The organism is Halobacillus rhizosphaerae, from assembly GCF_046719735.1.
Taxonomy (GTDB): Bacteria; Bacillota; Bacilli; order Bacillales; family Halobacillaceae; genus Halobacillus_B; species Halobacillus_B rhizosphaerae.
Map to the genome: position 1 here is coordinate 42227 of NZ_JAUTWQ010000006.1, position 23990 is coordinate 66216.

At 41.5% G+C, this 23990-nt stretch carries 24 protein-coding genes and 1 other annotated feature; of the genes, 6 read left to right on the forward strand and 18 right to left on the reverse strand.

Features of this window, described 5'->3' with window-relative positions:
• Positions 1 to 5: 5 nt before the first annotated feature.
• Genes Q7A53_RS07980 through Q7A53_RS08000 form a run of 5 tightly spaced genes read right to left on the reverse strand, consistent with a single transcriptional unit; the run spans position 6 to position 3891 of the window.
• The gene (locus Q7A53_RS07980) at positions 6 to 404 is read right to left on the reverse strand and encodes an acyl-CoA thioesterase (protein ID WP_411788618.1); all 399 of its coding nucleotides are present in this window, start codon (positions 402 to 404) and stop codon (positions 6 to 8) included.
• Between the two features lie 11 nt (positions 405 to 415).
• Positions 416 to 1288, reverse strand: a complete 873-nt coding sequence (locus tag Q7A53_RS07985; RefSeq protein WP_411788619.1) for a 3-hydroxyacyl-CoA dehydrogenase family protein — start codon at positions 1286 to 1288, stop codon at positions 416 to 418.
• Positions 1285 to 1857, reverse strand: a complete 573-nt coding sequence (locus Q7A53_RS07990) for a TetR/AcrR family transcriptional regulator (RefSeq protein ID WP_411788620.1) — start codon at positions 1855 to 1857, stop codon at positions 1285 to 1287. The genes Q7A53_RS07985 and Q7A53_RS07990 overlap by 4 nt, the downstream gene beginning before the upstream one ends.
• 38 nt (positions 1858 to 1895) lie before the next feature.
• Positions 1896 to 2675: an SDR family oxidoreductase gene (locus tag Q7A53_RS07995; protein WP_411788621.1), complete on the reverse strand. Its 780-nt coding sequence runs from the start codon at positions 2673 to 2675 to the stop codon at positions 1896 to 1898.
• A gap of 4 nt (positions 2676 to 2679) precedes the next feature.
• Positions 2680 to 3891, reverse strand: coding sequence for an acyl-CoA dehydrogenase (locus Q7A53_RS08000; RefSeq protein WP_411788622.1), 1212 nt, complete (start codon positions 3889 to 3891; stop codon positions 2680 to 2682).
• 258 nt (positions 3892 to 4149) lie between these two features.
• Here Q7A53_RS08000 and Q7A53_RS08005 point away from each other — a divergent pair, with 258 nt between their 5' ends.
• Positions 4150 to 4413: an LPXTG cell wall anchor domain-containing protein gene (locus Q7A53_RS08005; protein ID WP_411788623.1), complete on the forward strand. Its 264-nt coding sequence runs from the start codon at positions 4150 to 4152 to the stop codon at positions 4411 to 4413.
• A gap of 208 nt (positions 4414 to 4621) precedes the next feature.
• Here Q7A53_RS08005 and Q7A53_RS08010 read toward each other — a convergent pair whose 3' ends face one another.
• The 4 genes from Q7A53_RS08010 to Q7A53_RS08025 all read right to left on the reverse strand — a co-directional run bounded on the left by Q7A53_RS08010 (position 4622) and on the right by Q7A53_RS08025 (position 7755).
• Positions 4622 to 5194 (reverse strand): DUF421 domain-containing protein, encoded by a 573-nt coding sequence (locus Q7A53_RS08010; protein ID WP_411788624.1) that lies wholly within the window; start codon positions 5192 to 5194, stop codon positions 4622 to 4624.
• Between the two features lie 133 nt (positions 5195 to 5327).
• Positions 5328 to 5471, reverse strand: coding sequence for a hypothetical protein (locus Q7A53_RS08015; protein ID WP_411788625.1), 144 nt, complete (start codon positions 5469 to 5471; stop codon positions 5328 to 5330).
• 173 nt (positions 5472 to 5644) lie between these two features.
• A complete protein-coding gene (locus Q7A53_RS08020; RefSeq protein WP_411788626.1) occupies positions 5645 to 6106 on the reverse strand; it encodes a DinB family protein in 462 nt (153 codons plus the stop codon).
• Between the two features lie 125 nt (positions 6107 to 6231).
• Complete coding sequence (locus Q7A53_RS08025; RefSeq protein WP_411788627.1) at positions 6232 to 7755, reverse strand: BCCT family transporter; 1524 nt, start codon at positions 7753 to 7755, stop codon at positions 6232 to 6234.
• Between the two features lie 276 nt (positions 7756 to 8031).
• Here Q7A53_RS08025 and Q7A53_RS08030 point away from each other — a divergent pair, with 276 nt between their 5' ends.
• On the forward strand, positions 8032 to 8865 hold the full coding sequence (locus Q7A53_RS08030; protein ID WP_411788628.1) for an STAS domain-containing protein: 834 nt from the start codon (positions 8032 to 8034) through the stop codon (positions 8863 to 8865).
• 305 nt (positions 8866 to 9170) lie between these two features.
• Positions 9171 to 9704, forward strand: coding sequence for a CotY/CotZ family spore coat protein (locus Q7A53_RS08035; protein WP_411788629.1), 534 nt, complete (start codon positions 9171 to 9173; stop codon positions 9702 to 9704).
• Positions 9705 to 9749: 45 nt separating this feature from the next.
• Here Q7A53_RS08035 and Q7A53_RS08040 read toward each other — a convergent pair whose 3' ends face one another.
• The 6 genes from Q7A53_RS08040 to Q7A53_RS08065 form a co-directional block, all read right to left on the reverse strand.
• On the reverse strand, positions 9750 to 10043 hold the full coding sequence (locus Q7A53_RS08040; RefSeq protein ID WP_411788630.1) for a DUF3817 domain-containing protein: 294 nt from the start codon (positions 10041 to 10043) through the stop codon (positions 9750 to 9752).
• Between the two features lie 902 nt (positions 10044 to 10945).
• On the reverse strand, positions 10946 to 11725 hold the full coding sequence (gene fabI, locus Q7A53_RS08045; protein ID WP_411788631.1) for an enoyl-ACP reductase FabI: 780 nt from the start codon (positions 11723 to 11725) through the stop codon (positions 10946 to 10948).
• Between the two features lie 182 nt (positions 11726 to 11907).
• Positions 11908 to 13170: a glutamate-5-semialdehyde dehydrogenase gene (locus Q7A53_RS08050; RefSeq protein WP_411788632.1), complete on the reverse strand. Its 1263-nt coding sequence runs from the start codon at positions 13168 to 13170 to the stop codon at positions 11908 to 11910.
• A gap of 20 nt (positions 13171 to 13190) precedes the next feature.
• Positions 13191 to 14321 carry a glutamate 5-kinase gene (proB, locus tag Q7A53_RS08055; RefSeq protein WP_411788633.1) on the reverse strand — a complete coding sequence of 377 codons (1131 nt, stop codon included), beginning with the start codon at positions 14319 to 14321 and terminating at the stop codon, positions 13191 to 13193.
• A 63-nt stretch (positions 14322 to 14384) separates the two neighbouring features.
• Positions 14385 to 15227, reverse strand: coding sequence for a pyrroline-5-carboxylate reductase (gene proC / locus Q7A53_RS08060; protein WP_411788634.1), 843 nt, complete (start codon positions 15225 to 15227; stop codon positions 14385 to 14387).
• 436 nt (positions 15228 to 15663) lie between these two features.
• Positions 15664 to 15846 (reverse strand): YbbN family protein, encoded by a 183-nt coding sequence (locus Q7A53_RS08065; protein ID WP_411788635.1) that lies wholly within the window; start codon positions 15844 to 15846, stop codon positions 15664 to 15666.
• Positions 15847 to 16090: 244 nt separating this feature from the next.
• On the opposite strand from Q7A53_RS08065, the gene Q7A53_RS08070 reads away from it, so the two are divergent.
• The 3 genes from Q7A53_RS08070 (at position 16091) to Q7A53_RS08080 (ending at position 20214) form a co-directional block, all read left to right on the forward strand.
• Positions 16091 to 16615, forward strand: a complete 525-nt coding sequence (locus tag Q7A53_RS08070; protein WP_411788636.1) for an rRNA adenine N-6-methyltransferase family protein — start codon at positions 16091 to 16093, stop codon at positions 16613 to 16615.
• Between the two features lie 46 nt (positions 16616 to 16661).
• Positions 16662 to 16877 (forward strand) — a binding site (T-box leader).
• Between the two features lie 69 nt (positions 16878 to 16946).
• Positions 16947 to 18629, forward strand: a complete 1683-nt coding sequence (gene argS, locus Q7A53_RS08075; RefSeq protein ID WP_411788637.1) for an arginine--tRNA ligase — start codon at positions 16947 to 16949, stop codon at positions 18627 to 18629.
• Between the two features lie 100 nt (positions 18630 to 18729).
• Positions 18730 to 20214 (forward strand): MDR family MFS transporter, encoded by a 1485-nt coding sequence (locus tag Q7A53_RS08080; RefSeq protein WP_411788638.1) that lies wholly within the window; start codon positions 18730 to 18732, stop codon positions 20212 to 20214.
• Between the two features lie 107 nt (positions 20215 to 20321).
• On the opposite strand, the gene Q7A53_RS08085 is transcribed toward Q7A53_RS08080, so the two are convergent.
• From Q7A53_RS08085 to Q7A53_RS08095, 3 genes are read right to left on the reverse strand one after another with little or no spacing between them, the layout of a single operon-like run.
• A complete protein-coding gene (locus tag Q7A53_RS08085; RefSeq protein WP_411788639.1) occupies positions 20322 to 22202 on the reverse strand; it encodes a beta-N-acetylhexosaminidase in 1881 nt (626 codons plus the stop codon).
• A gap of 14 nt (positions 22203 to 22216) precedes the next feature.
• Positions 22217 to 23182, reverse strand: coding sequence for a Gfo/Idh/MocA family protein (locus Q7A53_RS08090; protein WP_411788640.1), 966 nt, complete (start codon positions 23180 to 23182; stop codon positions 22217 to 22219).
• Between the two features lie 33 nt (positions 23183 to 23215).
• Positions 23216 to 23983 carry a sugar phosphate isomerase/epimerase family protein gene (locus tag Q7A53_RS08095; protein ID WP_411788641.1) on the reverse strand — a complete coding sequence of 256 codons (768 nt, stop codon included), beginning with the start codon at positions 23981 to 23983 and terminating at the stop codon, positions 23216 to 23218.
• Between the last annotated feature and the right edge of the window lie 7 nt (positions 23984 to 23990).

The window sequence follows — 23990 nt, forward strand, 5'->3', positions numbered from 1 at the left end:
CCCTCCTATTGTGCTGCTAATTGATGAGATGCTAACTCCTGTTTCATATCATCGGTTAATGGCGTACTCACTTGAGTATTAAAATCAAACTGCACAATAACGGACATTCCTTTAGCGACTAAATCACCTGATTCTTGTTCATACAAATCCTGTTCAAAATGAAAGCTTGAGTTTCCAATTTTTACAACATGACTCTGGATAAGTAATGTCTGGTTAAAGTAAACCTGCTTAATAAAATCACATTTAGTAGAAGCTAAGATGAAATTCCATTCGTTTCCAACCAAATTCAAATCATCAAAAAAAGCAATCCTGGAATCTTCCATGTACACGAAAAAATTATTGTTGTTCACATGGCCAAGCAAGTCCGTCTCGCAAAATCTTACCTTTACTTTATGTTCATGCATAAGTCTGCCTCCTAATGATTAACTTTCGAATTGTAGGAATAAAACCCTTTTCCTGTTTTTCTTCCCAGATCCCCTGCTTTCATCTTGTCTGACAGAGTTTTGGAGGGTTTATCTTTCGGGTCTCCGGTTTCTTCATACTGTTGCTGCATCACATAATAACCAACGTCAATGCCTGATAAATCCATGAGTTCAAAAGGGCCGATTGGATGGTTGAGAGCTTTTCTTGTGATTTTATCGATATCTTCAAAGTCCGCATATCCGCCCTCATAAAGACTCATTGCTTCTTTTTGGATCGCAAATAATATACGATTCGCTACAAATCCAGAAATTTCTTTTTGAAGCAGGACAGCCGTACGGTTCATCGTTTCACTTACCTCCATTGTCAGCTGGGCGGTTTCCTCAGATGTATGCTCTCCCTTTACGACTTCAACACAATCCATCACAAGCGGAGGGAAGAAGAAGTGCATATTACAAATCTTCTCTGGCCGGGATGTAGCATCTGCGATCAGTGAACTAACTATCGTACTTGAATTCGTAACTAACACCGCATGCTTAGGCGCAATTTCATCCAGTTTCGCAAATACTTCACGCTTCACAGCAAGTTTTTCCACCACAGCTTCAATGACGAAATCTGCTACACCGGCCGCTTCTGTCAGGTCCGTAGTAAAGGTGAGGTTTTCGAAAGCTTGGTCTCGTTTAGCAGCTGGGATCTTCTCCTTTCTCACCCACTTGTCCATAATGCTGGATAATTTAACTCTTGCTTCATCCAGCGATTCCTGACTCACATCCTGCAAGGTCGTCGTATATCCTCCCAGAGCACTCAGCATAGCAATTTGGTGTCCCATTGACCCGGCTCCAACTACAGCAAGATTGTTCACAGTCATTTCGTATCCTCCTCTATTCCTTCAAAAATCATCGCCATATAAATCTTCGTCAGTTCCTTTTCCGAGACTTCCCCATCAGGCTCATACCAAAAATAACTCCAGTTGGCGACCCCCAGTATGGCGAGAGAAAGCATGTCGGAACGTAAATCAGCCCGAAATTCTAAAGCTTCGATCCCCCGTTCAATCAGCCTTTGTAATTGTACTTGGAATTCCGTTCTTTTGGGCAGAATATCTTTTGTTTTCTCCTCGCTCAAGTGACGCATTTCCCGGAAAAACACCATCGCACTATCCGACTCAGTCCGGATATTAAGAATAAGCATTTCGACAATGGCGTACATTTTCTGTTTATTTGATGTTGTCTCATCTTCCAGAATCTTGGACTGCTGAGCGAGCAGATGCTCAATAAACGCTTGATGAATTTGTACAAGCACATCTTCTTTATTTTTGAAATAATAATAAAACGTGCCTTTCGTAACTCCAACAGCATCCACGATGTCCTGGATCGATGTTTCTCTAAATCCTTTTTTGCCAAATAACTCAATACTTGTATCTAACACTCTATCTTTCATAGCCAACCGCCCTTACAAGATCTCATATGATGAAGTGATCAGCAGGAGGCGTGCATACCGCCATCCACTACCAGAACGTCCCCTGTCACATAATTCGCTGCAGCGGACGCAAGAAATAACGCTGCTCCTTTAAGGTCCTCTTCTGAACCGAATCTTTTTAGCGGAGTTCGGTCCAGGATAAAATCCCCGCCTTCCTCAAGCAGAACCTTCGACATTTTTGTCGGGAAAAATCCGGGAGCTATCGCATTCACTTGAATATTGTGCTCTCCCCACTTCACCGCCAAATCTTTAGTAAACGTAATCACTGCCCCTTTGCTAGCGTTATAACCGACAGTATCCATAAATCGCGGATCAGCCCCGCCAAGTCCTGCTACTGAAGCGATGTTAATAATTTTTCCAAACTGCTGTTTTACCATCACCTCGCCTGCTTTTTGAGAAACAAGAAAAGTACCGGTTACATTTACATTCATCACCTTTTGAAAAGCTTCTAGAGGCATTTCCAAAGCGGGAGCCCCCCATGTTGCTCCGCTGTTGTTAACAAGAATATCAATGGTTTTAAACTTTTCTACCGTTTTATTGATGAGATGGTCAATTGCTTCTGGGTCCGTAATATCGCAGGGCAGGGCTAACGTCTTCACTCCTGTTTCCTTCTCCAGCCGCCGGCACACATTCTCACAAGCATCTGCTTTTCGAGAACAGAGCACAATGTTAGCTCCTGCTTCAGCCAGCCCTTCGGCAATTTGTTCGCCCAGACCACGGCCCCCGCCCGTGACGATTGCCGTTTTTCCCGTCAAATCAAATAGCTGCTTTACATGCATTGGATCACTCCTTATATTTGGATAATTCGAGTTTAGCTACTTGGCGCCTGTGTACTTCATCCGGACCATCGGCAAGTCTCAGGGTTCTCGCGTTTGCCCACTGTGCTGCCAAAGTGAAATCATTACTGACTCCGGCAGCACCATGAGCTTGGATGGCACGATCCAGGACTTTCAATGCCATATTAGGTGCCACGACCTTAATCATAGCAATCTCTGTCTTCGCTTGTTTGTTCCCCACCGTATCCATCTTATAGGCTGCTTTAAGTGTAAGTAGTCTTGCCTGCTCCAATTCAATTCTCGAATCAGCAATCCACTCTCGTATTACTCCTTGATCCGCTAAAGGCTTATGAAAAGCTTCCCGTGATTGTACACGCTTACATAATTCTTCAAGTGCACGTTCTGCTGCTCCTATCAGCCGCATGCAATGATGGATGCGGCCAGGTCCTAGTCGCCCTTGAGCAATCGCAAAACCCTTCCCTTCGCCCCAGATAATCTGCGAATCTGGAACTCTAACATTCTTAAAATCGATCTCCCCATGGCCATGAGGGGCATGATCATATCCAAATACCGGAAGCATTCGATTAACCGTTACCCCTTCTGTATCAAGGGGCACCAAAATCATGGACTGCTGCTCATGCCTTGGGGCATCGGGGTTGGTCTTTCCCATAAAAATAGCCAGCCTGCATCTTGGATCTCCTGCCCCCGAAGACCACCATTTCCGACCATTAATGACGTATTCATTTCCATCCCGCTGAATTTGCGATTGAATATTTGTTGCATCTGAGGAAGCGACCTCAGGCTCCGTCATCGAGAAGCAAGATCGAATTTCTCCATTCAGCAAGGGGCGTAACCATTCCTTCTTTTGTTCATCACTTCCGTAACGAGCAAGCACTTCCATATTCCCCGTATCTGGTGCACTGCAGTTAAAAACTTCTGGCCCAATGAGGGACCGTCCCATAAGTTCACAGAGAGGAGCATATTCTAAATTTGTTAATCCGGCTCCATATGTATGATCAGGCAAGAACAAATTCCAAAGTCCTTGCTCTTTAGCACGAGATTTTAATTCATCCATGATTGGGGGAATACCGGACCACCTGGAATCCTGCTCATTTAACTGCGCTTCATAAAGCGATTCATTAGGATAGACATGTTCATCCATAAAACTTGTGACTTTCTCCTGAAAGCTTTTTACTTTTTCGGAGTAATCAAAATTCATGTTGATTAAACCTCCCTTCTTTCATCACATACCAACCGGTCAGTATGCCACTTCCATTTTATACCGATTTTTCTGAATATTCAACATAAATGAATGATAATTCACCTTTTAATTCCCTTTATTATCCAACAAAACTGCTAAACAATATGATAAGATAAGATTAATCTTTCACTATTAAACGCAGGTTAGAAGAACCAGGGTTAAAGTACCATAATGATCATTCTTACTATAATTTGTCTCAATAAGGAGCTTTATCATATGTCTACTGTATTTCTATCCATACTGCTCATCATTGCCATGATATTTTCTGTGCTCTTCACTTTAAAGAGAAGGAAAAAAGAAAGCGTAAATGGAATCAAGACTTTCGTTCCCTCTCTTTGTTTTTACTTGATTGCCATTGTAAACATGATCGCTTACTGGCTGAATTTCATAGGAGTAGTCAGCTGGACGCTGACTGTATTGCTCCTGCTTACCGGAGCCTACTTCACGAAATATCTGCCCGTCACTCAAGCTAAAGCCTAAGTTTGAGCTCTAATATGACTGTACGGTGCCACTCCTCTAAAGAAGGCCAAGCGAGCACTCGTTATATCGATAACTGCAAAAAGCCGAACCATTGGAATCCACTGGTTCGGCTTTTTGATAATAAATTTATTCCTCTACCGAATTCAAAATCATGGACTGTATTTCCTTTTTATGTGGTTGCGTCCAAACATGCAAGAACTGCCTTCAATCACTTTTTCAACTGGTCAAATATTGAGACTGGTGGGGAAGAATTTGTATTTTCCTCTTCTCGATCATCAACAGAGTTTTCCATAAGCAACGACAACCTTCGAACCTCTTCCTTTAATTCATAAAGCTCGTTAGTAGGATTATGATAAAGTTCTAAACCCAGATTGCCGCTAACCTCAAATGTAGCTGTTTTAACTTCTTCAATATAAGAAATCTTGTGAAGTCTTAACTGCATAAAAAGCTCGTCTTGGGTCATTTTCACTTTTCCTAGATTTTTATGAAGTATCTTTCCTTCATCTATGACAACAACCGGCTCTCCCTCTATTACCTTCTTTAAGAAAGGAATACGAAGTTCAGCAAAGGATACGATGAGGATTCCTGCAATAAGTATGCTCCCCCCATACATCGTTACCCACACATTACTGCTCTTCAAGGGGTGGACCATTAAACTGCCAAGAGCAATCATCACCACTACTTCCCCAGGTGTTAAATTAGAAATCGTTCTTTTTCCTCCCACACGAAGAAGGAATAAGGTAAACAAGTAAAATAAAATCCCTTTAACGAAATAAGGCATGGAATCACAAACCCTTCCAGCTGTAATTATTGTTAATAATTACCCTTCCAGTTTCATGCTTACACACCTAGTTTTACCAAAAAAAACAAAAAAACCACCGGGATAAACCCAATGGGTACTCATAAGTGTAAACTTATCTGCGGTGAAAGAAATCAAAAAAATCGAGAAACGCCTGAAACATTGCAAAGGATTGAAAGGAGATTAAACTTAAAGCAGTCAGAGAGAAAAATGCAATGAAAATATAACGAGCTGAAAGCATCAAATGAACCCAAGCCATGTTCATTCCTCCTTATTGACCTTACCACTCTTTTCGGTATGTGATCTTATCATACTCCTTTTTGGTCATATATCAACTTGTTTTTTTGTCGATTTTAACCTCCACAGATTAATGATATTCTCTACCGGCTATATTATGCATGATCGGCCTCTGAGCTGGCAGATTCCCTGCTTTTATCCATTTACTTTCGGGGATTCGCTCCAGCTGTCTTGGCGTTTTCTGATCATTACGATCTGGCCAATATGATAAGCATTGTGCAGAAATAGGTCAGATAAGGTTTCTGACCAAGTTGCCAGTTCGTCTTCGTTGGATTCCCTGATCACAATCCTCCACTGCTCCATAATTTCGCGATAAGCTTCTTTAAGCTGTATCCAGCTGGTGTTCGGCCTTGGTTCAAACGTAGGGTAATGATCTGATAATTCTTCTACTTTCTTTCCTGAGAAACGCTGCAGAAACCGTTCATTATAAAAGAGCAGGTGAGTAACCAGCTGCTCTACTGAGTGATCAGATTCACTCGCCTTCCAATGAGCTTCCTGCTCGTTTAAATCGACTACTGCCTCATTAAAGCAAACAAACCAACTATTTTGATCATAGCAGGCTGCTAATTGTGCTAATAAATTTTCATTATGTTTCACTGCGATCTCCTCCCTTATTACTACTTCTTCCCTTAAGCATAAGAGATTTCCTGCTTTTCCATATAGATCGTTGAAGATCATCCAAAAAACTGGTGCGACATATCATCGCACCAGTGAGTCTTTTGTTATTTATTTAAGTTTTGCTCTATCGCCATTCGTTTGGCAACACGAGGAGCAAGCCAAATGGTCGGTAGAAGAATAATGGATACAGGGACCGCTGTTACCACAATAAAGTTTTGAAGCTGAGTAATCCCGCTATCCCCTGTGATTAGAAGAATAATCGCGATCGCTCCCATAAGAACCGACCAGAAGACTCGAAGCCAGACTTTAGGGTTTCCTTCCCCTGTAACTGCCATTGCAATTGTATAGGACATAGAATCACTAGTTGTTACTACAAAGAGGATCGTTAAAACAAGGAACAACGGTGAAATAATACTAGCTAATGGAAACTGCTCTGTGATCGCAAACATGGCGGCAGGATTCCCAGCTGAGTTTAAGGCATCAGAAACAGATCCAGGATTTTGAAGCTCAAAGAATATCCCTGAACCACCTAATATTGTAAACCAGAAAGTCGAGATCACTGGAGCAAAAATGGAAACCGCCACAATAATTTCACGAATCGTACGTCCCCTTGAAATACGGCTTACCAGGATCGCCATCATTGGACCATATCCAATAAACCATCCCCAGAAGAAAACCGTCCAGCTCGACAGCCAATCCTTATCCCCACGGTACGTACTCATAGGAATAAATTGATCAACATAAGTACCAAAAGCAGATAAGAAATGATTCATAATAAATTCACCAGGACCAAAAATTACGATGAAAATCATTAAAGCAATCGCTAATCGCACATTAAAGTTACTTAAATACTGAATTCCCTTGTAAAGTCCTGTGACTGCTGAAATCGTAGAAATTAAAACGACTGCAAAGATAATGGTAAACTGGGTACTAAATTGATTAGGAACCCCGAAGATTTCCTGAAGACCGTAGCTCGCTTGCAAACCTAAAAACCCTATAGGGCCAATGGTTCCTGCCGCCACAGCTATAACAGAAAAGGCATCAATAACTGTACCAAACCAGCTGTTTCGCAGTCTTTCCCCAAAGATGGGGTACAGCAGAGTTCTAGGCTTCATCGGCATTCCTTTATGATAGTGCCCGTACATCATGACAACCGCACTAATCGTGCCCAGAATAGCCCAAGCCAGGAACCCCCAATGCATAAAGCTCTGTGCCAATGCAGGGTCTACCGCTGCTGTTGTTCCTCCCTTTATTCCTGATTGATGAGGAGGTACAGATAAGAAATGATACATCGGTTCAGCAGCTGCCCAAAATACTCCACCGCCGGCTAACAGGGTCGCCATGATTATGGATAACCATTTGTAAAGACTTATTTCCGGTTTTTCCATACCCCCCATTTTAATTTTTCCATACTTCGAAAATGCCAGCCACAAACCTACTAAGAAGGTAGCTAACATGATCACTTGCCAAAACGCACCAAAATATTTTGCTGACCAGGCAAAACTTTGATTAACAAAATCCTCTACTAAATTAATATTAAAAATTGCCAGAATAACGAATAAAATCAATGCTCCTCCGCTAATTCCGAATACAGGCCAATCAATATGCCCGGTTTGTTTATTATTCATACAGAACTCCTTTTGACCTATTTTTGCACAATGAAGAACTTTAACACTCATCTATTTTGGAGTAAAGTTAAAAATCCTATCCAATATAAGGAATCATTCTATTGGAAATAATATAAAGCCAGTGCCTTCCCATGCCCAATAATATCCTTCTCTAATTTCTTCCTGCAATATACTCTTAAAAATAAAAAATTTTACTTGCCGAAAAAGTTAGTAATTGTCTTACTATCCATATATAATAATAGATAATGAAGTAAAGGATACGTAGGAGGTCATTTCATGCAGAGGGATAAAGATTTACATAAATTTCTATTACAAAAAGCTGAACGTTTGACCGAAGAATGGTATGAGTCCTTAGATAAGAGTGATCCTGCAGGAGTCTATTCCTCTACTGATCCAGAAATAATTTGTAAATTAAAAACCCAGAACTTAGAATTTCATAAACAGCTTTGCAAAATTTTCATTGAGGAAAAATCTGTTTTTCTTAAAGGATTCGATGAGTGGGTCATAGGAATTGCTACTGACAAAGAACATTTGGAAACTCCAACTCATTATATTTTAAGAGAGTTTATGAGAGTAAGAAAACAGTATCTTGATTTCATTGAAGAATATGCAGAATCTAATCCTCGAGAAGTGACTCAAAAGCAGATCGATCTTTGGAAAAATGTGTTAGTAGAGATCTTTGACATTGCGTTGCTTCGATTCACGGAAGAGAAATCTAAATATGTAGACAGCCAATTTGAGGAGCAGCAACAGATGATCAATGATTTAAGCTCTCCTATTATAGATTTAACACGCGGACGTGCCCTTCTGCCTTTAGTAGGGGAAATCGACACCATTAGGGCAAGTGCTATTTTAGAGAATACACTGCAGCAATGCATGGATAAGTCAGTGGCTCACCTTTTTATTGACTTGTCCGGAGTCTATATGATCGATACGATGGTCGCTCATCAAATATTTTCGTTACTTGATGGATTAAGGCTCATCGGAGTGACTACTTCTCTTTCCGGGATTCGTCCGGAAATTGCCCAAACAGCTGTTCAACTCGGCATAAACTTTGGGAAAATCACCATCACCTCATCCTTGGCCCAGGCCATATCTAAAACAGAATAAAAAAAATCTCCACTTCCCTTTACTGGCAAGTGGAGATTTTTTTATGAAACCTTAAAAACGCTAGTTGCTCTGCTAGCGTTTTTAAAAGGGAAGTATTTAAAAGGAAGTGAAAATATATCTATGAGAAGATATAGTTTATTATATGGCATCCGCTCTCCTTTGCTTTGGCAGATGTACTAGTTTTTTTAAAAAATTGTGATTCATATAATGAACTTCCTATTAAAAATAGACTATTATACAAGCGCTTTTTTCCACTCCACATAGAATAGTTACGTAAGACCAATTAAAAAGGAGAGAATTAAATTATGAGTTGCCATTCTTCAAAAGGCTCGAACTGTGTCAAAGATGTAGTCAGAGCTATCGTTGATGCACAGGACGAAGTCGCAGGCCGCGATTGTTGTTCTACTGGTTGTGACCGCTCTATTGCTGAGCTGCTTTCCCCTTCTTCTGGAAATGGAAACAATGCCACTACCATCCCATTTATTTTGTATTGCGGGTGCAAACCATTCTTTGGCAGTGGAGTTGAGAGAGTCACAAACGGCACAAGCCGCTACCATTGCGTAGAATCACCTGTATTCAGAGCATGTAAATTCGTAGAGGACAGTGACAACTGTGTACAATTGGAACTATTACAGCCAGTACACGGTTCAGCAGCAAGCTGCACTAGACAATGTGACAGCAACAGAGATGTTTGTGACTTCCTTAATAATGTCGTAGACTTCTATGCTACTGGTATTTGTATCACTGTCGATCTTGATTGTTTCTGTGCGATTTCCTGCTTAGATCCAATTCGTCCTACAACCACTGCTCCTATGCGTGCTATGCATTCCAAAGACTGATTCAAAAAAAAGCGAGTACTCTATTAAAGAGTGTCTCGCTTTTTTTTATGCAAAATTTCTTTTAACACGCTGATCGAGCCAAATATTACCAAACGGAATAAAGGCCACGATAAAGGCTCCCAGTACCCAGATAAGAGACCAGCGGATTTTATAGGTGGTATAAGCTATAAATCCTAAATAAGTGATAAATAGAAAACCATGAATTGAGCCAACTACGGTGACCACTTCTGGCAGGCCGGCAAAATACTTTAACGGCATAGCAATAAATAGTAAAAACAGCAGCGAACCACCCTCAATGAGACCGGCAATTCGAAACCGTTTTACAGATGGATGATTCATTGAATTCCTCCTTGAAATTTCTATTGAGTTCATCATTGTTTTGTTAAGTCCCCTTAAGAGTACCATAGTCTCTGCAATAGAACAGGTGCAAGTTCTATCAATTTAATGAACAACAGGTTTGTTAATTCAATCTATTCAAGTTCGAAAGAGTTATAACGGATAAATTCTTTTTAATCTGTTCTATTGATGCCATTAATCTGAAACCAAGTCTTTAAGTATAGTACAGGATTGTGTAAGACTCGATTTCGAGACTTTTGATGAGAATCTAGAGGCTGCGGGGAACGGCTCGTCTAGTTCCATCGCCCAGACACTCGAGACATAAGCCGCTCATCAAAGGAAGGGAAAATCGCCTTCCTTTTGATGGTCGGCTTATGCTGGTCGTGTCTACCAGGGCGATTCCACATTTGAACACTTTCCGCGGGCATGCGCTGAGCCTCCTCGGACTTCGTCTTCCGGGGTCTCACCTGTCATGCGTCTCCGCGTTCTCCTCCGCCCCTTGCTGTATTTTGGCTCTCGAAATCTGCTCCATATCCGCTTAAGTTAAAAAAGGAGCATGTAAAGCATTAATTGCTGCTAAATTTCATGTAGAAAGGTAGAGCGACAAATTTCCTTCGGTTGAAAATATCCGTTCACTTTATACACAAAGGGGTTGGGTGGGAAATAGCGAGACTCCCGCGGGAGAAGGAGCTAGGCGAGATCCCACAAGGAGTGATAACGACTGAGGAGGCTTGCCAGTTCCCCCGCAGGAAAGCGAGTTATTTCCCATCCAACCCCAGTCTTGATATGGCAACGGACTGAAATGTCTCGAACCTGAGTCTTCAAGAAAAGGGAGCTTTTTAGTAATAAGGAACCACACATTCTACTAAAAAAACCGCCTCACTTAATATGAGACGGCATCGTTCTTAACCTAATATGTTGTAACCAGAATCCACATAAACAATTTCCCCGGTAACTCCGCGGGATAGATGGCTTAGCATAGCCATACTCATATCACCGACTTCTTCCTGTGTAACATTTTTTCTAAGCGGTGACTTTTCTTCTATCTCATGAAGAATTGTGTTGAATGATCCAACGCCTTTTGCGGACAGCGTGCGAATAGCTCCGGCAGAAATAGCATTCACACGGATGCCACTTTGTCCGACCTCAGAAGCTAAGTATTTTACAGAGGCTTCAAGGGAAGCTTTGGCAACACCCATCACATTATATCCTCCGACTACACGCTCAGCTCCTAAATAACTCATGGCAAGGATCGCTCCGCCTTCTGTCATCAGTGGCCGTGCTGCTTTTGTAACAGCCACCAGCGAATAAGCGCTAGTATCCTGTGCATAAGCAAAACCACTTCTGGAGGTATCAATAAAGTCCCCTTTGAGGTCTTCCGCATGCGCAAATGCAATAGAGTGTACGACTCCGTAAATAGATCCCACTTCTTCTCCAATCTGTTTAAAGGTCTGCTCTATACTCTCATCCTCATTCACATCACATGGGAGGACCAGTTCAGCTTGAACGCCCTGCTCTTCTAATAGTTTGTTAAGTTTCTTTAAAGACCTCTCTTTTCGATATGTAAAGATAAGCTTTGCTCCAGCTTCATGAAGGGATCTTGCTACGCCCCAAGCAATACTTCTAGAATTTGCTACCCCCATTATCACTACATATTTATCCTTTAATTGCAATAAATCGTTCATAGTTACCTCCTGTAAACCTTTGTTAGAATTCAATGCTGTCATAGAAATAGTAATTCATTTCTGCCCATCAATCAAGCTGCCATGCGTATTGTTTAAATTCTTTTCTCTTTGATCCTGTATTTTTTAAGGAAAGATTACAAATAAAAAGCCCCCTCTAAGTATAGAGGGAGCAAACTAAGCATTTATCGAATCTGTCCAGTTCCCTTCATAAGGAACTTAATCGTAGTTAGTGCAGGCAGTCCCATTGGTCCGCGAGCATGTAACTTCTGAGTAGAGATACCAATCTCTGCACCGAAGCCAAGGGCACCACCGTCAGTGAAACGAGTGGAAGCATTGTGATAAATCGCAGCAGCGTCCACCAGATTCAAGAATGTTTGTGCATTTTCCTGATTCTCTGTAACGATCGCCTCAGAGTGTTTGGTACCATACGTTTCGATATGGGCAATCGCATCCGTTAGATCTTCTACTGTTTTCACAGCGATGTCTGTGCTTAAATATTCATTTGCCCAATCTTCGTGAGCAGCAGGAACAGCATTTGGTATCACACTGATTGCATGCTCATCTCCATGCACTTGAATACCATTTTCCTGAAAGGCTTTGTTCAAGGCATCTATATTTTCGTCCAGCCAATCTTTATGAACGATTAGCGTCTCTGCAGCATTACACACCGCCGGGCGGTCTGTTTTTGCATTGACCATTATATTAATCGCTTTTTCGACGTCAGCTTCTTTATCTACATAAATGTGGCAATTTCCTACACCTGTTTCAAGAACAGGAACAGTCGCATTTTCTACAACTGCTTTGATAAGCTTACCGCCACCGCGAGGAATCAATACGTCTACGTGTTCTTTCATAGTAAACAATTGTTTCGTTGCTTCACGATCCGTAGAGGCAATAAACTGCACGGCCTCTTTCGGAATCTTAGTTTCTTCCAGACCCTGATGGATAACATCTACAATAGCCTGGTTGGAATTAATCGCGGAGGATCCACCTTTTAAGATAATCGCATTGCCTGACTTCAGCGCAAGTCCTGTGGCATCAACGGTCACATTCGGACGGGCTTCATAAATCATGCCAATAACACCAAGGGGTACAGTGACTTTCTGAACTTGCAGACCATTTTCAAGAGTCCAATCAGAAATTACGTCCCCTGTTGGATCGTTCAGTTCTGAGACCTCGCGAAGACCATTAGAGAAATCCTTTATTCTTTCTTGCGATAAGGACAAACGATCCATAAACGCTTGAGAGAAACCTTTCTCGCGTCCATTTTCCAGATCTTTTTCATTCGCTTTTAAAATGGTTTCAAATTCACGTTCAAGTACGTCAGCCAAGTGATTTAAAGCTTCGTTCTTGTCTTCTTCAGAAAGAATTAACAGCTTTTTAGCAGCTTTTTTTGCCTCAATCGCTTGTTGCTCAACGTTTACATTACTTTTGATTTGTGTCATCAAAGACCTCCTTGAGTATTTTAAACACCTACGGGCATAGAAACTTCTAAGTGGCAAACGAAATCTTTACGTTCTACTGCAGCTTTCTCGTAAGATTCCAGCTCTGGTTCAGTCAGGCTGATCATCTCTTTCAGTTTTTCTGATGAATAATTTACGACACCAAGACCAATTTCTTCTCCATTCAAGTCATGAATACGGACGACTGATCCAGATTTAAAGCGTCCTTTTACATGGTGAACGTTCATTGGCAGAAGGCTGTTCTTCATTTCTACAATGCTTTCTTTGGCACGGTGATCAATGATTACTTCACCTTCTGGACCAGAATTAAAGGCGATCCATTGTTTCTTCTGATCTAAGTTTTCATTTTCAGGTTTAGATTCAAAATACGTCCCTGTTGCATTGTGATAAACAGCGTCATAGACAATATTTTCAGTTCCAGCTTTACCAAGGAAAGAGTTGATCCCGGATGCCATAGCAATTTTGAAAGCGTCAATTTTTGATTTCATGCCGCCTGTTCCAACATCACTTCCTGGATCCCCAGCTGCATCTTCAATTTCAGGTGTAATTTCGTGTACACGGTCAAGCAGCTTGGCATCTTTATCTTTTCTAGGATCTGCGTCATACAATCCGTCTATATCTGATAGAATGATCAGTTTGTCTGCATCGACAAGTCCAGCTACTTTCGCTGAAAGTGTATCATTATCGCCAAACTTCAAACGATCAATGGTAATGGTATCATTTTCATTTACTATTGGAATAATTCCGCGTTCAAGTAATACGTTGATTGTATTACGTGCATTGTTGTAGCGGTTCTCATCAGAGAAGTCACTGCGGGTAATTAAAATCTGGGAATCCATATAGCCGTGGGATAAGAACAGATCGGAGTAAGACTCCATCAATAACCCTTGACCAATAGAAGCAGCAGCTTGCTTTTCAGGTAAAGTACTTGGACGTGTTAAGCAGCCTAGCTTACGATAGCCGGCAGCAACTGCACCTGATGAAACGAGTAAGACTTCGTGACCGTCATCTTTTAACCGGACAACTTCGTCTACTAACTTTTCTAATTTACGACGGCTGATTTCTCCATGCATACTTGTTAATGAACTACTACCTATTTTAATTACTACACGCTTGTTTTCTTTAGTCAACATATCACTCCTATTAAGACGTTTTTGGTTATATTTTCTCGAATTTACCTTGGATGTTTTTCTCATTTATTTACTACCGACTAGCATTCCTTCCAATTCCATTCTTAGTTCTTCAGAACGGCTGGCTGCTCCTTTTATAGCTTCGGAAATAGCTTGACCGCCGCCATTTTGATCTAAAGCATCAAGACCAGCTGCGGTTGTGCCGTTTGGAGAAGTAACTTTTTTACGAAGTTCAGTTGGGCTTTCGTCACGTTCTAGTAGCATTTTCGCTGCACCTAATAACGTCTGCGCACCAATTTCACGAATAGTTTCGCGATCTAATCCTTCTTGGTTACCTGTATCTTCGATGTGCTCCATTAAGTTATAGAAATAAGCAGGTCCGCTTCCAGCGATGCCCGTAAAGACATCCATGTTCTCTTCATCAATTACGAATACGCGGCCAATTGATTGCAGCAGCTCTTTAGCTACCATCACTTGGTCCATAGCCGCATGCCGGCCTGGAGAAATAGCTGTTGCAGACTCTCTTAACATGCTTGAAGTATTCGGCATTACTCGAATAACCTGCTGACCGTCATTCAGACGATCTTCCATATAAGAAGTAGAAATACCAGCAAGTACAGATACAAGTACTTGATTTGGTTCAATTTTAATTTTTATATCTTCCAGTACAGCTTCAATATCTTTTGGCTTCATTGCCAGGATAAATTGATCAACTTCTGAGTAATCTAATTGATCTTTTAGAACTGTACGTACACCGTATTTATTGTGAATCTCATTTAACCTTTCTTGATTACTTCGGTTAGTAACAATAATTTGTTCTGCAGGGATATTTCCAGACTCGACCATTCCGGAAATCATTGCTTCCGCCATAGAACCTGCACCTAGAAAAGCAATCGTTTGTTTGATCATATGAGTTCATCTCTCCCGTTCGTTTATTTGTTCGCGTTTTTTGTTCGCTTTCTTTATGACGTTTTTCATCATAACACTCGCAAATACTTATTCAAGGGGTTTTTAGCAAGTCATGTCTATAAACGCCAATTAGTCAGTGTAAACGGTTTCACTCGAAGGTATTTGATATTCATCGTCTCTCATCGGGAATAATTCGCTCTCACGGAGTTATATGGAGGTTGAATTTTTGAGAAAAACTGGATAATGCCCATTTGAAGGAAAAGGTCAAATTTTCAAAAAACTATCAACGAAGGGCTTCAAGCGTTAAAATAGACGACTATGCAGGCAGACAAAGAACTCTCATTTAAAGCCAGAAAGAGAAAACCCGAACCAAAGGAATATAAATGGTCCGGGTTTCTAATGAAGACTATTCTTTTGTCTTTAAAATTTCCTTTACTCATTCATTAAGTAAATGATTTAATTTGGTTAGTTCCTGTTGTAATTCACCCATTGGGACAAAACGTGCTCTGCGGAACCATTCCTTTCCTTCCGCAAATACCAAAACTACAGGGGCAGTGAAGACGGAAAACGCTCCGGCAACTTCACGAATCTCAGCAGCATCTGCTTGAATAGTCTTCACGTTAGGGTATTCTATTAATATTTCCTCAATCTGAGGCAGTAAACTGTGACACACTGAACAGCCGGTCTGGGATATAGAGAAGTGCTAGTTTATGAGAATGGATAAAGGACTGTATATCTTCCATTGTTTCTGCTTTCTTCAATTCATTCACCTCACTTAAATTCAAAATTATTATAACAGCGATTTAGATATTCTTCTTCAATTCTGCCCGTATCTATTACAATGGAAGAAAGAGGTGTCTGCTATGTTCATAATCATTGCTCTTATTCTCATCATTTTTATACTCCTTATGCTTGTTATTGGCACTATAGCCACAGGGATCACTCCAACACCAACTTCCGCAGCTGCCAGAAAAAAAATCTTTGAAATTTCGTCTCCCCATACACCAGACTCTATAGCTGAACTCGGGGCAGGATTTGGGGCAATGACATTTAGTTATGCCAGACAATTTCCTAATGCAAAAATTACGGCCTACGAGATGTCCTGGTTCCCCTGGATGATTCTACTTCTTCGGAAACTACTATTCCGCTATAGAAATGTGTATATAATAAGGAAGGATTTTTTCAAATTAGACCTTACCTCTCATGATTTCCTGTATACCTACCTTTATCCAGGAGCTATGAGGAAATTATCTTTGAAAATTCATAGCCACCGAAAATTCACACTTGTGTCCAATACCTTCCATCTTCCTGACTGGTCTGCTGCTAAGAAAGCAAGGGTTCCTCATGATTTGTCTAGCTCCTGCATTTATATTTACAAGAAACCGTAGAAACAGTTGCATTCCTTATCACCATTAGCTATAATCTGAACAATACTTAATTTCTAGGAAAAAGAGAGTAACTTTTTAGAAAGCGCACAGCGAATCAGGGACGGTGGAAGCCTGAACAGCAGACTAATAAGTGAACCGGACTTTTGAGAAGCGATCCTGAAAATAACTAGTAAGGATGGCCGGGGTGACCCCCGTTATCAACTATCGAGTGGCTGTTTACAGCTATTAGAGTGGTACCGCGAGCACAAACCTCGTCTCTTCATGGAGACGAGGTTTTTTTGTTTTATTTTTCAACATGCATTCAGTTTCATTCCTTAAAGGAGGATCACTAATGGAAAAACACTTAATCGCCCTGCAGCTTTCTCATCTCCTTGGTGAGGAGTATGACCGTGAGTGGGTTTACAACCTTCTCGAAACACCAAAGCAATCCGACCATGGAGATATTGCTTTCCCATGTTTTCAACTTAGCAAAATACTGCGAAAATCCCCGGCTGCGATTGCTGAGGAATTAGCTTCCCGGCTCAAACATGAAACGATCGAAAAAGTACAGACAGCAGGAGGCTATCTAAACATATTTCTAAATCAAACCTTTATAGCAGAGCACACATTGAAACAAATCCTTTCGGAAAAGAGCAGCTACGGCAGTAATACAAATGGCAAAAATAAAACTGTGGTACTCGATATGTCTGCCCCTAATATCGCGAAGCCGTTTTCCATGGGCCACCTCCGTTCCACAGTGATCGGCAATGCCCTGGCAAATCTTGCTGAGAAATCCGGTTATACTACAGTGAAAATCAACTATATCGGTGATTACGGAACTCAATTTGGCAAGCTTCTGGCAGCCTATAAGCGCTGGGGCAAGGAGGAATTAGTCAAAGCTGATCCATTAACTGAGCTTACGAGAATTTATGTTCAGTTTCATAATGAAGCTAAAGAAGATCCACGTCTAATTGGAGAAGGGAGAGAATGGTTTAAGAAACTCGAGAACCAAGATGAAGAAGCTGTGAAGCTGTGGAAATGGTTTAAGGAGGAATCTCTAGAAGAGTTTGAAAACATCTATCGGCTTCTCGGGGTTTCTTTTGATCTCACCCGTGGAGAAGCTTACTATAACGATAAGATGGAAGAAACTATTCAGCTTCTAATAGAGAAAGACCTGCTCACCGAATCTGAGGGAGCCCAGGTTGTACGGCTGGATGAAGAAGGAATGCCTCCATGTTTAATAAAGAAAAGCAATGGGACTTCTATTTATGCTACACGAGACCTTACCGCAGCCGTGGATCGTTATCAGAATTACCAGTTTGATGAAGCTCTATATGTCGTAGGACATGAACAGTCGTTACACTTTCAGCAAGTGAAGCACGTCTTAAGTAAAATGGGATTTACCTGGGCGGATTCTGTGAAGCACATATCCTTTGGAATGATGCTTCAGGGTGGGAAGAAAATGTCCACCAGACAAGGCAAAACTGTGCTTCTGAAACAAGCACTTGAAGAAGCAGTTGCGCAAGCACAATCCAATATTGAAGCCAAAAATCCTTCCCTTAATAATAAGGAAGAAACAACAAAACAAGTGGGCGTTGGTGCGGTCATTTTCCATGACTTAAAACACGATCGCCGTAATGATGTGGAATTTTCACTGGATGACATGCTTACCTTTGAAGGGAATACGGCCCCTTATCTGCAATACGCCTATGTTCGGACTTGTTCCATTCTAAATAAAGGAACATTTGAGTTAAAGAACGCTGCTGCCTCTTTAAATGATGAAGATGCCTGGCCATTGATCAAACAGCTCCGTTTGTTCCCGGAAACTGTTAAACAAGCCTACTCATCCTATGATCCGTCTAAATTAGCTAAATATTTACTCGATACGGCCAAATCATTTAACCAATATTATGCATCCAAGAGAATATTAGCTGAAGACCATTTAAATCAGCGCCTTACTCTCATCTTTTGTTTTAGTATTGTCCTTAAAGAAGGGTTGTCCCTTCTAGGGATTGAAACTCCTGAAGAAATGTAAGCTGAAGTTTAACAAACTTCATCCTATACCCGCCTCCTCTCATCCGTTATAATAAATACTTGCGATAGTTACAAACTATTGACTAAAGGAGGTGGCCGCAATGGACGAAAAAGACAACAAGAAATCCTATGAGTTTCTTGCGGAAGATCCAGATTTCAGCGTTATGCCTGTAATGATTTCACTCATTATTGGGGCGTTCTTTGCTATTCTAAATGAAACATTGCTTAATATTGCCCTTACTACATTAATGGATCAATTCGATGTATCTCCGCCTGTCGTTCAGTGGATGGCTACTGGATTTATGCTGGTGATGGGGATTCTTATACCGATTTCTGCATTACTTATCCAATCCTTTACCACAAGGCAAATGTTCCTCGGGACGATGTCCATTTTCACAGTGGGTACTCTTATTTGCTCCCTGGCTCCGGGTTTTGGAATCCTCCTTGCCGGAAGGCTACTACAGGCCGTAGGAACAGGGTTATTGATTCCGATTATTTTCAATACCTTCTTATTAATCTTTCCACCTGAGCGAAGAGGTTCAGTGATGGGAATGATTGGACTTGTTATCATGTTTGCCCCAGCAATCGGTCCTACCCTATCTGGAATTATTGTAGAACACCTGGGCTGGCGTTTTCTATTTATTACCGTTATTCCTTTTGCTTTGTTTTCAATTGGATTCGGATATAAGTTTCTTAAAAATGTGGGAGAAGTCACCAAGCCGAAAACGGATGTTCTTTCTATCGTTCTGTCCACGATCGGATTCGGCGGGGTAGTATTAGGGTTTAGTTTTGCAGGGGAAGGAAATGCAGGATTTCTCGAACCTCAAGTGTACAGTTTGATCATCGCAGGAGTCATTAGTCTGATCTTCTTCACACGCAGACAGCTTAGACTGGAAGAACCCCTGCTCGATGTGCGAGTTTTCAAGTACCCGATGTTCGCTTTATCGGTAGGATTATTTATTATCATTATGATGTCGATGTTTTCTTCTGAGATTATCCTGCCTATGTATATGCAAGGTCCGCTAGCTTTATCAGCAGCAGCCGCCGGTCTTATTCTTCTCCCTGGAAGTCTACTCAACGGACTTCTTTCACCTGTCATGGGAAAGCTTTTTGATAAATTTGGTCCGAGAAAATTAATAATACCTGCTGCGTTCATTTTAATGGGAACGATGTTTTCGCTCAGCCAGGTAGGAGTGAATACTCCCATTTGGCATATTGTAGTTACCTACATTTTCCTAATGTTCTCGATATCTGCCATTATGATGCCTGCTCAAACGAACGGACTGAATCAGCTGCCTAAGAAACTTTATCCCCATGGAACAGCGATTATGAATACCTTGCAGCCTGTTTCTGGTGCCATCGGGGTTTCCGTATTTATCAGCATCATGACTTCAAAACAGGACAGCTACTTAGCCCATGCTGAGGACCCTTCCTCCGCTCAAACTATGACTCAGTCTTTAGTTTCTGGCGTAGAGCTCGTTTATCTAGTCGCATTCGGTGTGGCAGCCGCAGGTTTCCTTTTATCTTTATTCATTAAAAAGGCTTCTCCCGATGACTTAGCTTCGGCTGAAATGGAGCAGTCATAGGAAACAGCATGGAAGATTAAATAGAATTAAACAACAGCCCAGAACCACTTGCAACTAGTGGTTCTGGGTTGTTGCGTTCCTCAGACTTAGATGGACTGAAGTATTCTTCAAATAGGATTGGCGGAAATAATGTCTTTGTATTGATTGCATCTTAGATAAGGAGAGATCGCACCTGGTTCACCATAGTCCAGTGATTTTTCTTCCAGCTCAGGGAGGGCTGTGAGGGTTCCTTCTAAATATTGCGTGAGTCTATGGATCGCCGTCTCTACTCTTGACCGTAACCCTCCATAGCGAATATCTAAGATCTCCCATCCAAACGGCTTGTTTCTCTCCATCCATTGCGAGTAGTGAGCCCATTTAAGATGATTGATTTTTTCTAGGAGAAGCGGAAACTCGTCTTTCATCAAAGAATGGAGACTGGTTCGGTCTTTTTCCCGATAAAATTTCCTAATTCTGCATCCTAATTCACTTTTTATACTTAATACCTCGCAAAGAGCAGCAGGAACTTGAAAAAGCGATTTCCATTCTCCAGCTTGCGCCCCACTTATTTGTAAGGATTGGTGCAAGTCTTTGTAATAATGGTTAAGAGAAACGTCATCCAGATGATGATCAAATAGGCCGGTCAATGGGTCTTGCCATAATAGATACTTAGCAGGATTGGCCGGCTCCAGCTGACTGTCTCCCGAACCAGGTGGAAGATCTAATTCTCCCAATTGGAGAAAAGAGCTCATCTCTGCTCCTGAACAAAATCGAAATCGTTTGCTCAACTTATCGTCGGTTACTTCCAAGGAATATCCGTGCTCTGCATACAGCTGAAGTCCTAAAAGACTCGTAAATGGATCAGTTTCTGCCCCGTCATCTCCCCAAAGTGTCGCGATAACTTCTTTCACTCCTGCTTTCTTGCATGCCATTAATGCAGGATGAGTGGTTCGAAAGGCTTTCTGATAGTGAACAGAATTGCCATTCCACGTCCATAAACCTCCAGCAAAAATAGGATCGCTGCCAAATTGTTGATGTTTTTGAAGGAATTCCTGATAGAAGTCTTCATCTTCATGATAATAATCCCAGTATACATACTGCATGTCTTTTGGAATATCGTTCAAGACCGCTTGTGGAATCACAGCTTGGTCATCGTAATAACTCCCCGTGGATGAGGCCATCCGAAAATACATATCACTCCACATCATCGGCCTTAATTCTAACGATTTGGCCATTTGATAAACTTGGTTCAAGTGAGAGCTCATGATGGAATAAGCAGAAGAAAATCCATGCTGATTAAGAAATTCCCCTCTTCCAAGAAAGTGAGCTTCATCCATTCCAATATGAACACGTTTCGAACGAAAAGGCTGAGTAGCGGAAAGGAGCATTTGGTTAATGAGTTCACTGGTATCCTTGGATCCTGCAAGTAAAATATCATCTGTATCCTTAAATCGCTGAGAGCTGCTCCAGCGCAGGAAATTGGAAAGATGAGCTAACGTCTGAATGGCCGGTATGACCTCTATGCCAAATTGATCGGCATACTCGTCAATGTGCAATAATTCCTCTTGCGTATATCTCCCCCGTTTATAACCGAAATAAGGCTGGGCTGCCAGCTCGTAGGTATCCTCCATGTAGAGCATGACGAGATTTAGCCCCATTATTGCCATTTTTCTCATTAGCCGGTGGATTTGGTCTGGTTTGAGGACCGCGTTTCGCGAACAATCCAGCATTGCGCCATTTAAAATAAATTGGGGATGCTCGCACAAGTGAAAAGTAGACTTCTCTCTTGCATGCTCAAGCAGCAGACCGAGAGCTCTAAAGAAATGGATTTTCTCTTTAAATCCGATAAATCCTCCCTGATGAGTTAGAGAGACTTCAATTCTCTCTTTTTTCCATTGCTCGATTTTAATCAGTAACCCTTGCTTAGAAATACAAAATGCATACTCTTTCTCCAATTCCTCTATCCCCGGCTGCAGGCCATCTAAATCGCCCTGTAAAAAGAGTTTCATAACACCCTCCTTCCTTAACTTAATTCGATAACTTCGCCGCAATTATGAGATTGATAGATTGCTTCAACTACTTTTATTACTGATTGACCATACCAGCTGGAATTCTCGAGCTCTGCCTTCCCTTCAATCGCATCCGTTAATTCAGTTAGCTGACTGGAAAAAGGAGAGAATGCTTCAGGAGAGATCACCCTTTCGTAATCCCCATCCACGCTTTTCCAAACTCCTTTCCCGGTTTCTACTTTAAGCATTCCTTTGGCACAAATGAACTCTGTACTATTTCGCGGGACGCCTTGATAACCAGAAATCAGGATAGTTGCTGGAATTCCTTCGGCTGTTTGCAAATATACTATCCCGCTCCCCTCAATATCTGAATGCGTGCCAGATTCAAAAGTCAAATTAGCCAGTACTTTAGAAAAACGAGTCGAAAGCATCCACTGAAGCTTATCTATTGAATGAACACCTATGTTCATCATTACTCCCCCGCCTGATTTAGATCGATCCAAAAACCAGTCCGGTCGTTCCGAAACAAAATAATTCATATGTCTCTCTTCTTTAACCATCAAAACCTTTCCAAGTTCTTCCTTACGAATGATTTCTTTCGCTACCATATTTTCTGTAAAATAGTGTTGAATATGCCCCACTAGAAGCTGAATGTTGTAATGTTCTGCAGCAGTGATGATCTCCCTGCACTCTGCAGTATTAAGTGCCATTGGTTTTTCAAGTAATATGTGACAGCCTTGAGAAGCGCAGAATAAGGCCGCTTCTTTATGCAGAAAATGAGGTAAACTGATAATCACGATATCAGGAGACTCATTGAGGATCATTTCCTTATAATTCAGATACTTGCGGAAAGGATAATTTGTAAGTTTTTCTTTAACAATATCAGCAATAGCCACCACTCTTAGATCTGTCCTTTTTTCCAGAGCTTCGATATGTTCTTTGGCGATGATCCCCGCTCCAATTAAAGCTGCTTTCCACATTCTGATCTCTCCCTCGACACGATCCATCATCCATTAAGTTCGCAATAAATTCTGTAAATAATGGCGGTCCTGTAAAGCGTTGTTGTAAACTACCTCCTGATTCTCATTGGGGCAGGAAGTACCTTTTGCGAATTCCATTGAATACGTTCCAGCAAACTTCTGGTTCCTTAATATTGCTGCCCGCTTCTTCACGAACTCTTCTTCGTCTGCTAAATGATGAAACGACTGACTCTTGTATAAACTAACGTGCGCATGAGTGACGGTGCTCCCTAGACAATCGAACCAACGCTTCAGATCCTGCTGTTCATTAAACGGGTGAACAATCGCCTCAAACTGGCTGCTTCCTAGCTCATCATAAATTCGCGCCACCTCGAATGGATCTTCCATGATCGTTCCCGGGTGGCATTCGCACAGCAGACGGCAGCCCGCAGGCAAATCTCTTTTCCATATCTGAAGATTTTCCAAATAACGTTCTTCTAGATCTGGTTTGCTTCCTAAATTAAATTTTACCTTATTAACCTGCAGCTCTCTGATCATATTAGCAGAGGACTCTCGTTCTTCTTCGTATCCATCTTCAAATCGCACATAAGAGTTATAAGTATCAACCTTGAACGGACTCTTCTTCAAGAGTTGGACTTCTTCCTTCTGTGCTTTTATTACGTGATTCTCCCACAGCTCCAGTCCATCGAAACCATCTTCCTTAAACCGTTCCAACCATTCGCTGACAAGGATCGAAGGGGTTCGATGTGTTTCCCAGCGATTTCTTTCCAATAAAACCGTATTGATTAGAAAGCGATTCACTTCTCTC

Excerpts from the sequence above, each read along its gene's own strand:
- Q7A53_RS08010 (WP_411788624.1), bottom strand. The coding sequence starts at position 5,194 with ATGCCTTATTTCGTTAAAGGGATTTTATTTTACTTGTTTACCTTATTC.
- argS (WP_411788637.1), top strand. The coding sequence starts at position 16,947 with ATGGAAAAACACTTAATCGCCCTGCAGCTTTCTCATCTCCTTGGTGAG.
- Q7A53_RS08015 (WP_411788625.1), bottom strand. The coding sequence starts at position 5,471 with ATGGCTTGGGTTCATTTGATGCTTTCAGCTCGTTATATTTTCATTGCA.
- Q7A53_RS08040 (WP_411788630.1), bottom strand. The coding sequence starts at position 10,043 with ATGAATCATCCATCTGTAAAACGGTTTCGAATTGCCGGTCTCATTGAG.
- Q7A53_RS08000 (WP_411788622.1), bottom strand. The coding sequence starts at position 3,891 with ATGAATTTTGATTACTCCGAAAAAGTAAAAAGCTTTCAGGAGAAAGTC.
- Q7A53_RS08005 (WP_411788623.1), top strand. The coding sequence starts at position 4,150 with ATGTCTACTGTATTTCTATCCATACTGCTCATCATTGCCATGATATTT.
- Q7A53_RS08085 (WP_411788639.1), bottom strand. The coding sequence starts at position 22,202 with ATGAAACTCTTTTTACAGGGCGATTTAGATGGCCTGCAGCCGGGGATA.
- Q7A53_RS07995 (WP_411788621.1), bottom strand. The coding sequence starts at position 2,675 with ATGCATGTAAAGCAGCTATTTGATTTGACGGGAAAAACGGCAATCGTC.
- Q7A53_RS07990 (WP_411788620.1), bottom strand. The coding sequence starts at position 1,857 with ATGAAAGATAGAGTGTTAGATACAAGTATTGAGTTATTTGGCAAAAAA.
- Q7A53_RS08025 (WP_411788627.1), bottom strand. The coding sequence starts at position 7,755 with ATGAATAATAAACAAACCGGGCATATTGATTGGCCTGTATTCGGAATT.
- proB (WP_411788633.1), bottom strand. The coding sequence starts at position 14,321 with ATGTTGACTAAAGAAAACAAGCGTGTAGTAATTAAAATAGGTAGTAGT.
- Q7A53_RS08080 (WP_411788638.1), top strand. The coding sequence starts at position 18,730 with ATGGACGAAAAAGACAACAAGAAATCCTATGAGTTTCTTGCGGAAGAT.
- Q7A53_RS08035 (WP_411788629.1), top strand. The coding sequence starts at position 9,171 with ATGAGTTGCCATTCTTCAAAAGGCTCGAACTGTGTCAAAGATGTAGTC.
- proC (WP_411788634.1), bottom strand. The coding sequence starts at position 15,227 with ATGATCAAACAAACGATTGCTTTTCTAGGTGCAGGTTCTATGGCGGAA.
- Q7A53_RS07985 (WP_411788619.1), bottom strand. The coding sequence starts at position 1,288 with ATGACTGTGAACAATCTTGCTGTAGTTGGAGCCGGGTCAATGGGACAC.
- Q7A53_RS08050 (WP_411788632.1), bottom strand. The coding sequence starts at position 13,170 with ATGACACAAATCAAAAGTAATGTAAACGTTGAGCAACAAGCGATTGAG.
- Q7A53_RS07980 (WP_411788618.1), bottom strand. The coding sequence starts at position 404 with ATGCATGAACATAAAGTAAAGGTAAGATTTTGCGAGACGGACTTGCTT.
- Q7A53_RS08030 (WP_411788628.1), top strand. The coding sequence starts at position 8,032 with ATGCAGAGGGATAAAGATTTACATAAATTTCTATTACAAAAAGCTGAA.
- fabI (WP_411788631.1), bottom strand. The coding sequence starts at position 11,725 with ATGAACGATTTATTGCAATTAAAGGATAAATATGTAGTGATAATGGGG.
- Q7A53_RS08090 (WP_411788640.1), bottom strand. The coding sequence starts at position 23,182 with ATGTGGAAAGCAGCTTTAATTGGAGCGGGGATCATCGCCAAAGAACAT.
- Q7A53_RS08070 (WP_411788636.1), top strand. The coding sequence starts at position 16,091 with ATGTTCATAATCATTGCTCTTATTCTCATCATTTTTATACTCCTTATG.